Annotated in this window: 11 protein-coding genes, 1 rRNA gene and 1 pseudogene; 4 read left to right on the top strand and 9 right to left on the bottom strand. The window is 58.3% G+C overall.

Going from position 1 to position 11,845, the window contains the following annotated elements; genetic code table 11:
• The first annotated feature begins 28 nt into the window (after positions 1 to 28).
• Together nuoM and nuoN are read left to right on the top strand one after the other, a co-directional pair.
• Entirely contained in the window at positions 29 to 1,561 is a 1,533-nt protein-coding gene (gene nuoM, locus BLR20_RS06665; RefSeq protein ID WP_002554022.1) for an NADH-quinone oxidoreductase subunit M, read from the top strand.
• A 7-nt stretch (positions 1,562 to 1,568) separates the two neighbouring features.
• Positions 1,569 to 3,038, top strand: coding sequence for an NADH-quinone oxidoreductase subunit NuoN (gene nuoN / locus BLR20_RS06670; protein ID WP_010427024.1), 1,470 nt, complete (start codon positions 1,569 to 1,571; stop codon positions 3,036 to 3,038).
• Between the two features lie 64 nt (positions 3,039 to 3,102).
• On the opposite strand, the gene BLR20_RS06675 is transcribed toward nuoN, so the two are convergent.
• Positions 3,103 to 4,056: an AraC family transcriptional regulator gene (locus BLR20_RS06675; protein WP_054993988.1), complete on the bottom strand. Its 954-nt coding sequence runs from the start codon at positions 4,054 to 4,056 to the stop codon at positions 3,103 to 3,105.
• A 120-nt stretch (positions 4,057 to 4,176) separates the two neighbouring features.
• Here BLR20_RS06675 and BLR20_RS06680 point away from each other — a divergent pair, with 120 nt between their 5' ends.
• Positions 4,177 to 5,106 carry an alpha/beta fold hydrolase gene (locus tag BLR20_RS06680; RefSeq protein ID WP_054993989.1) on the top strand — a complete coding sequence of 310 codons (930 nt, stop codon included), beginning with the start codon at positions 4,177 to 4,179 and terminating at the stop codon, positions 5,104 to 5,106.
• 107 nt (positions 5,107 to 5,213) lie between these two features.
• On the opposite strand, the gene BLR20_RS06685 is transcribed toward BLR20_RS06680, so the two are convergent.
• From BLR20_RS06685 to BLR20_RS06710, 7 genes and pseudogenes are all read right to left on the bottom strand, one after another.
• Positions 5,214 to 6,278 carry an AI-2E family transporter gene (locus BLR20_RS06685; protein ID WP_054993990.1) on the bottom strand — a complete coding sequence of 355 codons (1,065 nt, stop codon included), beginning with the start codon at positions 6,276 to 6,278 and terminating at the stop codon, positions 5,214 to 5,216.
• A 148-nt stretch (positions 6,279 to 6,426) separates the two neighbouring features.
• Positions 6,427 to 7,269 (bottom strand): methyl-accepting chemotaxis protein, encoded by an 843-nt coding sequence (locus tag BLR20_RS28410; protein ID WP_412778634.1) that lies wholly within the window; start codon positions 7,267 to 7,269, stop codon positions 6,427 to 6,429.
• 15 nt (positions 7,270 to 7,284) lie between these two features.
• Positions 7,285 to 8,106, bottom strand: a pseudogene (locus BLR20_RS28415) (cache domain-containing protein); the annotation flags it as partial.
• Between the two features lie 126 nt (positions 8,107 to 8,232).
• Complete coding sequence (locus BLR20_RS06695) at positions 8,233 to 9,552, bottom strand: sensor histidine kinase (protein ID WP_054993992.1); 1,320 nt, start codon at positions 9,550 to 9,552, stop codon at positions 8,233 to 8,235.
• Positions 9,549 to 10,217, bottom strand: a complete 669-nt coding sequence (locus tag BLR20_RS06700; protein ID WP_010427035.1) for a response regulator transcription factor — start codon at positions 10,215 to 10,217, stop codon at positions 9,549 to 9,551. Before BLR20_RS06700 ends, BLR20_RS06695 begins: the two co-directional genes overlap by 4 nt.
• A complete protein-coding gene (locus tag BLR20_RS06705) occupies positions 10,217 to 10,525 on the bottom strand; it encodes a PepSY domain-containing protein (RefSeq protein WP_010427037.1) in 309 nt (102 codons plus the stop codon). Before BLR20_RS06705 ends, BLR20_RS06700 begins: the two co-directional genes overlap by 1 nt.
• Positions 10,525 to 10,833 (bottom strand): PepSY domain-containing protein, encoded by a 309-nt coding sequence (locus BLR20_RS06710; protein ID WP_054993993.1) that lies wholly within the window; start codon positions 10,831 to 10,833, stop codon positions 10,525 to 10,527. The genes BLR20_RS06705 and BLR20_RS06710 overlap by 1 nt, the downstream gene beginning before the upstream one ends.
• Before the next feature lie 210 nt (positions 10,834 to 11,043).
• On the opposite strand from BLR20_RS06710, the gene queD reads away from it, so the two are divergent.
• Positions 11,044 to 11,400, top strand: a complete 357-nt coding sequence (gene queD / locus BLR20_RS06715; RefSeq protein ID WP_003317991.1) for a 6-carboxytetrahydropterin synthase QueD — start codon at positions 11,044 to 11,046, stop codon at positions 11,398 to 11,400.
• A 154-nt stretch (positions 11,401 to 11,554) separates the two neighbouring features.
• Here queD and rrf read toward each other — a convergent pair.
• Positions 11,555 to 11,670 (bottom strand): 5S ribosomal RNA (gene rrf / locus BLR20_RS06720).
• Between the last annotated feature and the right edge of the window lie 175 nt (positions 11,671 to 11,845).

The raw sequence follows: 11,845 nt of genomic DNA on the forward strand, positions 1-11,845 counted from the left end.
CGAATTTGCGAAAGGAATTGAGCCCGTCATGATTCTGCCCTGGCTAATCCTGATCCCCTTCATCGGCGGCCTGCTGTGCTGGCTGGGTGAGCGCTTCGGCTCTACCCTGCCGCGCTGGATTGCGTTGCTGACAATGACCCTGGAACTGGTTCTCGGCCTCTGGCTGTGGGCTACCGGCAACTTCGGCTACGCGCCGGTGCCGGGTGCCGATCCAACCTGGACCCTGGAATTCCACCACCCGTGGATCACCCGCTTCGGCATCGACGTGCATCTGGCACTCGATGGCCTGTCGCTGCTGATGATCCTGCTGACCGGCCTGCTGGGTGTGCTGTCGGTGCTGTGCTCGTGGAAGGAAATCCAGCGCAAGGTCGGTTTCTTCCACCTTAACCTGATGTGGATCCTGGGCGGTGTCGTCGGCGTGTTCCTGGCCATCGACCTGTTCATGTTCTTCTTCTTCTGGGAAATGATGCTGGTGCCGATGTATTTCCTCATCGCGCTCTGGGGTCACAGCTCTTCGGACGGCAAGAAAACCCGTATCTATGCGGCCACCAAGTTTTTCATCTTCACTCAGGCCAGCGGCCTGATCATGCTGGTGGCGATCCTGGGCCTGGTTCTGGTGCACTTCAATCAGACCGGCGTGATCACCTTTGCCTACGCCGACCTGCTGAAGACCAAACTGGCACCGGGCACCGAGTACATCCTGATGCTGGGCTTCTTCATTGCCTTCGCCGTCAAGCTGCCGGTGGTGCCGTTGCACTCCTGGCTGCCGGATGCGCACGCCCAGGCACCGACTGCAGGCTCCGTCGACCTGGCGGGTATCCTGCTGAAGACTGCGGCTTACGGCCTGCTGCGCTTTGCCCTGCCGCTGTTCCCCAACGCATCGGCCGAGTTCGCACCGATTGCAATGACGCTGGGCCTGGTCGGTATCTTCTACGGCGCATTCCTGGCATTTGCCCAGACTGACATCAAGCGCCTGATCGCGTTCTCCAGCGTTTCGCACATGGGCTTCGTACTGATCGGTATCTACTCGGGCAGTCAGCAAGCGCTGCAAGGCGTACTGATCCAGATGATCGCCCACGGCCTGTCGGCTGCGGCACTGTTCATTCTCAGTGGCCAGTTGTACGAGCGCCTGCACACTCGCGACATGCGTGAGATGGGCGGTCTGTGGTCACGCATCGCCTACATCCCGGCCATCAGCCTGTTCTTTGCCGCCGCCTCTCTGGGTCTGCCGGGCACCGGCAACTTTGTCGGCGAGTTCCTGATTCTGCTGGGCAGCTTCGCCAGCTCACCCTGGATCACGGCGATCGCCACCTCCGGTCTGGTATTCGGTTCTGTCTACTCGCTGATCATGATCCACCGCGCCTACTTCGGCCCGTCGAAGTCCGACGAGGTTCTGAAGGGCATGGACGGACGGGAAATGATCATGGTGCTGGGCCTTGCCGTGTTGCTGGTCGTGCTCGGGGTGTTCCCGCAGCCGTTCCTCGACACATCGGCGGCGACCATGCACGGCGTGCAGCAATGGCTAGGCACTGCCTTCACTCAACTCGCTTCGGCCCGGTAAGAGCGCTATGGACCTGACGATTCAACACTTTATTGCGCTTGCGCCACTGCTGATTACCAGCCTCACCATTGTCGTGGTGATGCTGGCGATAGCATGGCGCCGCAATCACTCGCAAACGTTCCTGCTTTCGGTAGCAGGCCTCAACCTGGCCCTGCTGTCGATCTATCCGGCATTGCAAGTTGCCCCTCTGGTCGTGACGCCACTGCTGCATATCGACAACTTTGCCTGCCTGTACATGGCGATCATCCTTGCCTCTACCCTCGCGTGCGTGACCATGGCGCACGCCTATCTGGGTGACGGCAAGGCCGGTTATCCGGGCAATCGCGAAGAGCTTTACCTGCTGATCCTGCTGGCAGCTGCCGGCGGGCTGGTTCTGGTCAGTGCCCAGCATCTGGCAGGCCTGTTCATCGGTCTGGAACTGCTCTCGGTGCCGGTCTACGGACTGGTGGCTTATGCTTTCTTCAACAAGCGCTCGCTGGAAGGCGGCATCAAGTACATGGTCCTGTCCGCCGCAGGTTCGGCGTTCCTGCTGTTCGGTATGGCGCTGCTGTACGCAGAGGCAGGCTCGCTGAGCTTCGACGGTATCGGCAAGGCGATCGCGGCGACCGGCATGCCGAGCCCGATTGCCAGCCTGGGTCTGGGCATGATGGTCGTCGGCCTGGCCTTCAAACTGTCACTGGTGCCTTTCCACCTGTGGACCCCGGACGTTTACGAAGGCGCCCCTGCGCCGGTCGCGGCTTTCCTGGCAACTGCCAGCAAGGTGGCGGTGTTTGCGGTACTGGTGCGTCTGTTCCAGATTTCACCGGCCGCCAGCAGCGGTGTCCTGCATGACGTACTGGCAGTCATCGCCGTCGCGTCGATCCTCGTCGGCAACCTGCTGGCGCTGACTCAGACCAACCTCAAGCGTCTGCTGGGCTACTCCTCCATCGCGCACTTCGGTTACCTGATGATTGCGCTGGTGGCCAGCAAAGGCATGGCGGTCGAGGCGATTGGCGTCTACCTGGCGACTTACGTCCTGACCTCGCTGGGCAGCTTCGGTGTGATCACCATGATGTCTTCGCCTTACAGCGGACGTGATGCCGACGCGATGTTCGAATACCGTGGTCTGTTCTGGCGTCGCCCTTACCTGACGGCAGTCATGACTCTGATGATGCTGTCGCTGGCAGGTATCCCGCTCACCGCAGGTTTCATCGGCAAGTTCTATATCATCGCCACCGGTGTCGAATCGCAGTTGTGGTGGCTGATCGGGGCCTTGGTCATCGGTAGCGCCATCGGCGTGTTCTATTACCTGCGCGTGATGGTCACTATGTATCTGGTCGACAACAAGCTCCCTCGCCACGACGCAGCCATCAACTGGGCACAGCGCACGGGCGGCGTGATGCTGCTGGCCGTTGCGATCCTGACCTTCGTGCTGGGTGTATACCCACAACCGCTGCTCGATCTGGTGGTCAACGCAGGTCTGCACGTAGCAGGCTGATCCTGCGCAAACAAAAAGCCCTGCTCTCGAGCAGGGTTTTTTTTGTCTCCGAAACGGTCTAAGGCTACCCGGCTACGCTTTTCGCGGCCCGCACAGCGCCTGGGGATACGCCCGTCGATCTTTTGAATGCGCGGCTGAAGGCAGCCAATGAACCATAACCCAGTTGACTGGCGACGGCCTCCAGAGAACAGTGGTTGCGGCTCAGGCTGTGCACTGCCAGGCGCATTCTCAACTCAGTCAGGTACTGCAATGGCGGAATACCCGTTGCTGCAAGAAAGCGCTGTGCGAACACAGAGCGGGAATGCCGGGCCTCATGAGCAAGCGTGGCCACCGTCCAGTTTCTGCCTGGATGCTGGTGCATCATGACGATAGCGCGGCTCAGCCGAGGGTCTTGCAAAGCGCCAAGCCAGCCCGTGGCATTTCCACAGCCGCCCGCGACCCAGCCGCGCACCAGCAGCGCGGCAACGACTTCAGCAAGACGTGCCAGAATCCCTGCGTGCCCAGCCTGCTGCATCAAGGCTTCACGCTCCATCGCCACGAGCATGGGCCGCAGCTCGGGACATGTCTCCAGCAGAGTACTGACCTGCATGACATCCGGCATGGCGGCAACAAGCGGCTGCATGCCGCCCAGTTCCAACGCCATGCAACAGCTGAAGATGATCGCGTGATCAACAGCTCCGCCCTCCTCGTCGCCTGCAGGATTGTGAACGCCAGCGATGATGCCGGTAGACGGGTCAAACAGCTGTACATCGCTTGCAGCCGTGTCTTCGGCCGTCAAAATGGCGTGGTGCCCACCGCGCGGAATCAGAACCGCATCCCCGGTATCCAGCTTGTATAGAACGTTCTCGGCGCTGCGTAGCCACACTGGCCCACGTCCGACGAAATGAAATTGTGCTCGTCCGATTGCGTTACTGAAGCCAACACCAAGGGGCGGGGCGACTTCCAGCCTGCGGAATTGGACGCCGAAAAGACGCATACCGAGCAGAAGTTCGCTGATGGGGTCGTTTGAGGATTGCATGGAGAGAGGCCACCGCGAATTCAGGACGATTAATCAATTTATCAGGATTTTACGTCATATACCGTCCTGCGCCGTCGACCTACAGTTCGCCCATCACGTCTTCCGCATGGAAATAGCCTCATGAATCACACTCGCTTTGTTCGCCGACTGCGTAATACTTGGCTTGTCGCGCTGTTGACCTTGTCGTCGATGGCTTTGGCAGTAGAAAAAAGCTATACCGTCACCGCCCCTGACGGCGTCAGACTCGCTGTGCAGGAATCAGGAGATCCGACCGGCCAGGCGGTAATTTTCATCCACGGCCTGCTGGGCAGCCGTATGAACTGGGAAAAGCAGATCGATAGTCCTCAACTGCAGCGCTACCGGATGATTACCTATGACCTGCGCGGCCATGGTCTTTCCGACAAGCCTGAGAATATCGAGGCGTACCGCAACGGACGTCGTTACGCGGACGATCTGGCGACTGTACTTGAGGCCACGGCAGGCAAGCGTCCAGTGCTGGTCGGCTGGTCATTGGGAGGCGTGGTCATCTCCAACTACCTCGCCGCCTATGGTGACGCGAAGATCAGCGGGATTGTGTATGTCGATGCTGTGATCGAGCTTAACGCAGCGCTGATTACAGCCCATCCTCATGTGTATGCCGGCCTGAGCTCAGATGACCTGAAGACCCACCTTGATGCACTACGTACTTTTCTCGGACTGTGCTTCCAGATAAAGCCGGATGCACCGACCTTCGAGCGACTGTTGTCGAGTGCCGCGATGGCATCGTGGACGATGACCCGCGCTACGCCTGCAATGACTGTCGATGTTGCCGAAGGCTTGCCCAAGGCAAAGGTGCCGGTATTGATGCTGTATGGCAGCAAGGATGATCTGGTCAACGTTCAGCCCAGCATCGCACGCGCCCGGCAACTCAATGCGCGGATTCAATCGAAGGTGTACGAGAATTCAGGCCACGCGCCATTTCTGGAAGAAGCATCGCGCTTCAATACTGATCTGGCAGCCTTCATGGACTCCGCGGCTATCGCGGCCATCGCGGCAAAGGGCTCAGAATGAGCCCTGCTCCAGACATCTTGTCCTGATGAACAACCGGCGCATGCCCTCTGCCTGATAAATGGCAGAGAGCATGCGCGGGTCTGTGTCGGCTAAGCGTCCTGGCAATGTCAGCCTGGCAGCCTCACGGGCTTCTTGGCGCCGCTGAACAATCCCCAACTGGACATGAACAGCGCCGCCACCAGAGGCCCGATCACAAAGCCGTTCAGACCAAAGACCGACATGCCGCCCAGCGTGGAAATAAGGATCAGGTAGTCCGGCATCTTGGTGTCCTTGCCCACCAGGATCGGGCGCAGTACGTTATCCACCAGACCGATCACGAAGACGCCAAACAAGCCCAGCACCACACCTTGCCAGATCATGCCGCTGAGCAGGAAGTAGACGGCCACCGGCGCCCAGACAATCCCGGCTCCCACCGCAGGCAACAGCGACAGGAACGCCATGATCACCGCCCAAAGCAGCGCACTCGGGATATCCAGCACCCAGAAGATGAAGCCGCCCAGCGCACCTTGCGTCACCGCGACCACCACGTTGCCTTTGACCGTGGCACGTACCACACGGGTGAACTTGAGCTGCAGACGGCGCTTCTGCTGTTCGCCCAACGGGAAGGCTGTGCGGATCTTGCGCACCAGTTCCTGTCCGTCGCGCAGGAAAAAGTACAGCAGGTAGAGCATGATGAAGACGCTCACGACAAAGTCGAACGTGCCCTGTCCAAAGCTGAATGCCTGCGTCGCCAGGTACTGACTGCCCTGCATCGCCCCCTTGGCGATCTTATCGCGCAACCCTTCCAGGTCTCCCATGCCCAGACGATCGAGCAGCGCCTGCACGGAGTGCGGCAGCAGGTCCTTGAACTCGGCCAGGTAGCCGGCGATATCCAGTTGCCCGGTCTCGACGTTCTTGTACAGCATGGTCCCCTCCTGAACCAGCAAGGCGCTGATCACGATCACCGGCAGAATCGCGATAAACAGACAGATCATCAGGGTGCACAGGGAGGTGAGATTGCGTGACCAGTTGAACTTGATCTGCAACTTGCGCTGCACAGGCGCGAAGATGATTCCGAGGATGACCGCCCAGAACACTGCGCCATAGAACGGCAGCAGAATCCATATGAAGGCAATGGTCACCAGTACCAGTAGCAGAATGAGGGTTTTGTATTGCAGCGTGGTTTCGTTCATGTCCTGTCCATGTCATTAGACCGCGCATCGCGCCCGGTCTAGAGCTTAGTCAGCACACGAGCGCACGAGTGCCATCTCCATGAAGGCAATATGACGGCGACACCAGTCGCGGGTGATGGCAGGGGTTCAAGCCCCTGCCAGAGCGGCATCAGACCCGAAACTGACCGACCAGACTGTCCAGGCGCGCGCCCAGTTCGGCCAGGCTGCGTGAGGTCTGGGCGCTTTGCCGGGTTTCATCGGCGACGCTCTCGACTGCACCCGCGATCTGATGAACGCTGCGATTGATTTCTTCGGCAACTGCCGTCTGCTCTTCAGCGGCACTGGCGATCTGCGCGTTCATCGAATTGATGGTCGCGATCAGTTCGCCGATGCTCTCCAGCGATGTACCCGCTTCGTTGGCCTGCGCCGAGGTGCCGTCGCCTGCTTCGCTGGAACGGCGCATGGCTGTCACCGCCTCCTGAGTGCCCTGCTGCAAGCGGTCGATCATGCCCTGGATTTCCTGCGTGCTCTGCTGTGTACGGCTGGCCAGTGCCCGGACTTCGTCGGCGACCACGGCAAAACCGCGCCCTGCCTCCCCTGCCCTGGCGGCCTCGATGGCGGCATTGAGTGCCAGCAGGTTGGTCTGTTCGGCGATCGAGCGAATGACGCCCAGTACGCTGACGATCGAAGAAACATCCTTCTGCAAGACGTCCAGTGACGAGCCACTTTTGCGGATGTCATCCACCAGCGTGTGAATCTGCCGGATACTGCCATCCACCACGCGCTTGGCGGCGCGTCCTTGTTCATCGGTCTGCCGAGCAGCCACGGAAGCACCCTGTGCGCTCTTGGCGACCTCTTGAGCGGCAGCCGACATCTGATTGATTGCAGTAGCCACCTGATCGGTTTCGTGGCGCTGACGGTCCATCGCCGTCTCCGAGCGCTGTGCCTGCGAGCTCACTTCACCGACCAGGCCATTGAGCTGTCCGGTCATTTCACTGACCTGACGAACCATGCCATGAATCTTGTCGACAAACCGGTTGAACGAACCCGCCAGATCACCGAGCTCGTCATTGCTGGTAATGACCAGACGCCGAGTCAGGTCGCCTCCACCTGCAGCGATGTCATCCAGATTGTTTTTCATCAGGCCGAGCGGGCGCAGCAACGTGCCAGTCAGCACTATTCCGATGATGCCGATAACGAGCAATACCAGAACGGTAATGCCGAGAATGCTGTAGAGCATCTCCTTCAAGCGTGCCTCGACGTTTTGCCTGACCACGGCAACCTGAGCATCGATGCCATCGATATTGACGGCAGAGCCGATGACCAGATCCCATTTCGGCAGATAATCCGTATAGCCGATCTTGGGGACAGGTTCGGTCTTGCCAGGCAGGGCTGACGAGTACATCACATAGTGAGTACCCGCCTTGCCGACCGCCACCAGCTCGCGATTGATATACACGCCGTTCGCATCACGGGCGTCAGTGAAGCTCTTGCCCACACCGTCAGGGCTGTTGCTCCTGAAAATCCGGATCACCTGAGAGTCGTAGCCAAAGATGTACCCATCCTTGCCGTAACTGACCGAGGAAAGCAGCTTTATAGCGTTGGCACGTGCAGCGTCGTCGCCGGGCGCGGCAGCATCGTAGAGTGGCTTGATGGCGGTCATGGCGATCGCGACGTAATTTTGCAGCGTGGCCTTGGCTTCGTTGAGCAAGCGCTCTCGCGTGTCGCTGACTTCTCGCTCGGCCTGCCGGTGCAGCATGAATACGGTCGTGGCGCTGATCACCAGCGCAAATATCAGAACCGGCAAGACTGCCAGCGACAGAACCTTGGCTTTCAGACTGAGACGCATAGGATTGGCCTTATGGTTATTTTTATAAGTCAGAGGTGCCCGATTAGGTTATCGGCACCCTCCGATGGACATTAAGACCTGTCCTGCCTTTTTGTACCGATGCTCTGAGAGATGCCGGCTGATTTCCTAAGGGGCAGTCCGCTCTGGCAGATCGATGCGTACCCGCAATCCACCTGCCGGGCTCTCCTGCAGTTGCAGTTGACCGCCCCACGCCTCGACGATGTCACGCACGATACCCAGCCCCAGCCCATGACCGGTAATCTGCTCATCGAGACGAGCGCCACGACTGAATACTTCCGCGCGTTGCGCCTCGGGAATACCAGGTCCATCGTCATCCACCAACAGGCAGAAGCCCTGAGCCTGACTCAGGATGTTCAGACGCACTTCGCTGTCGGCCCACTTACAGGCATTGTCCAGCAGGTTGCCGAGCAGTTCGAGAATGTCCTCTCGATCCCACGGCAGATACATAACCGCCTCCACATCGTTGATCAACTGCAGATGGGCACCGTGGATCATGCCCAGCGTGGAGAAAAGCCCGGGCAGTTCGGCGTCACAGTCGAAGCGGGCTCCCGGTAGAGCGTCGCCGGAGAGGCGTGCGCGATTGAGCTCGCGCTCCAGCCGCAGACGGATATTTTCCAGTTGCTCCTGCAGGGTCCTGCGCAATGCCGGGTTGGCGTCCAGTTGTCCGCTGAGGGCCAGGCTGAGCAAGACCGCAAGCGGTGTCTTCAAGGCATGTCCCAGATTACCCAGTGCATTGCGTGAGCGTTTCAGACTGTCTTCGGTATGCGCGAGCAAGTGGTTGATCTGCGCCACCAGCGGCTCGAGTTCGAGGGGAACCTGATTGTCCAGTTGTGAACGCTGGCCCTGCTGGAGCTGAAAAATCTGCTCGCGCACGGTTTCTAGCGGGCGAAGCGCTCTGCGCACGGTGATGCGTTGCAACACCAGCACCAGGATCAGCGCCGCAAGCCCGAGCCCGAGGCCGATCTGCTGCATGAGGCGAAAACTCGCCCGGACCGGTGTGTAATCCTGCGCGACGGTGATTGATACCTGCTTGCCGAACTTGCGGTATTCGCTGGTCAGCATCAACAGCGATTGCCCGGTTTTGCCGAGTTCAAGATTGGCATGCAAGCCTACCCCAGGCTGAGGCAGCTCGAAATCCCACAAGGAGCGGGAGCGCCAGTGCCCCTGCGGCAAGTCCATGCGGAAATAATGGCCAGACAACGGGCGCTGGTAGGCACCTGACAGGCGATGGTCATCCAGCTGTAGCCCGGCAGGACCTCGCACCAGGGCTACCAGCAGGTTTTCACTCTCGTTGCGCAGACCTGACTCCAGGTAGCGCTGCAAGCCCACTTCGAACAGCCAGAGACTGGTCTGCGCCATCACCAGACCGACAACGACCATGACGGCGATCAGACCCAGACTCAGACGTCGCTGTATGGATTTCAACCGCCGGCTCCGCCGTACAGATAACCCTGGCCACGGCGTGTCTCGACGACTGCACGGCCCAGCTTGCGCCTCAGGTGATTGACATGGACTTCGATGACATTGGAGTCACGCTCGTTTTCGCCATCGTACAAATGCTCTGACAGATGGCTTTTAGAGAGAATCTGTCCCGGATGAAGCATGAAATAACGCAGCAGACGAAACTCTGCAGAAGTTAGCTGGATATCAACGCCATCCCGGCTGACGCATTGACGACTTTCATCCAGATTAAGGCCGGCGGATTCCAGCGTGGGCTGGTTGGCCAGCCCGTGCGAACGTCGCAACAGCGCCTGAATACGCAACTGCAGCTCTTCAGGATGAAAAGGCTTGGTCAGGTAATCATCGGCACCTGCCTTCAAGCCTTCTATACGCTCAGACCAGGAGCCCCGCGCTGTCAGAATCAACACGGGGGTCGCCAAACCTTTGCTACGCCATTGCTGGAGAACCTCGAGCCCTGGCATGCCGGGCAGCCCCAGATCCAGAACAATCAAGTCATACGGCTCGCTTGCCCCTTGATGAACCGCATCGCGCCCGTCAGCCAGCCAGTCGACCGCATAACCTTGACGCCCCAGTGCAGCAAGCAGCTCATCGGCAAGGGGAACATGGTCTTCAACCAGTAGCAGGCGCATCAGTCATCATCCTCGTCTTTCAACAATCGGTTATCACGCGCATCGAACTTGAGCTCGCGGACAACGCCCTCAGGGGTGAGCAATTCAAATTCATATACGTACACATTATTCTTCTCCTCAAGCTCGGCCTCCAGCAGGCGAGAGCCCGGATGAAGGCTCATCGCACGCTCGATGAACTGTTCGAGCGGCAGAATGACCCCGCGCTGCCGCAAACTGAGCGCTTCATCCTGATTCAGATCTCTGGCATACACAAAAGAGCAGGTCAGGCTCAAACCAAGGATGACACAGAGACGCTTGTCGACATTCATTAGTTATCCTGATGATTCCTGTAGACCTGGCCTGTAGCGGCGTCTATTTCGAGAACCCACTCAATACCCTGTTTGTCACGCAGCTCGACATTGTAAACGTACCTGCCGTATATGTTCTTGAACTGCGTGCCGATGATACTGGCATCGGGATGTTTGCTCAGCGCTTTGGCATCGAGCTTTTCAGCCGACTGAAGCGTACCTGCATCACTGAGGCGCAGCACTTCCTGCGGGTCGACGCCGCGCGCCTGAATGAAACAGGACGTAAAAACAAGTGTAAGGGCCGCCAGCAGGGTAGTCAGCGTTTTCATAGGGGTATCCATAGCGGTCAGTGCTTCTATGATGACCACCTTAACCGGGACAACTTAACTCAAACTGAATAGATCTGGCCGAGTGCCATCAAACGTTACTGGTGGGGTCATCGCGGCTAACCCTTGCATGGAGTTTCAGGCCATTGCTGTTAAACTCGTCGATTGCATTTATCGCGTCAGCGATCGCCATTTTTCCGGGGCCAATACACAGTGGAAATTTTCAAAGAGTTTACCTTCGAGTCAGCACACCGCCTCCCTCACGTTCCAGAGGGACACAAGTGTGGACGTCTGCATGGGCATTCGTTTCGTGTCGGCATTCATCTGGCCGGAAAGGTTGATCCCCATACCGGCTGGATCCGGGACTTTTCGGAAATCAAGGCGATCTTTAAACCGTTGTATGAACGCCTCGATCATAACTACTTGAATGACATCCCGGGCCTTGAGAATCCAACCAGCGAAAACCTGGCGAAATGGATCTGGAATGAGTTGAAGCCTCTGCTGCCGGAGCTGTCGGCCGTTCGTATTCACGAAACGTGCACCAGCGGATGTGAATACCGCGGGGATTGACTGCCCTGACAATAAAAAACCACCTTAACGGTGGTTTTTTTGTGCCTGTCGATCGGCAGCACGTGTTGAACAAGGCAATCAACATTCTGAATTTCTGCCAACCGAAAAAACAAAAACCCTCGACGCGTAAGCGAAGAGGGTTTCTGGAATTCAATCTTGACGATGACCTACTCTCACATGGGGAAACCCCACACTACCATCGGCGATACATCGTTTCACTACTGAGTTCGGGATGGGATCAGGTGGTTCCAATGCTCTATGGTCGTCAAGAAATTCGGGTACCGAATCGTGCCGTGCGGCGCGCTTCAGCAAATCGGGTATGTGATAGCAAGCTGTTTCAGGTGTCGTTCGTGACGCAAACTTTCGGTTCGTGTCATCTTCACAGTCACCGCAATCTGGTCATTCGACGCAAATTGCTTGGGTGTTATATGGTCAAGCCTCACGG

It is taken from the genome of Pseudomonas congelans, from assembly GCF_900103225.1.
Classification (GTDB): Bacteria; Pseudomonadota; Gammaproteobacteria; order Pseudomonadales; family Pseudomonadaceae; genus Aquipseudomonas; species Aquipseudomonas congelans.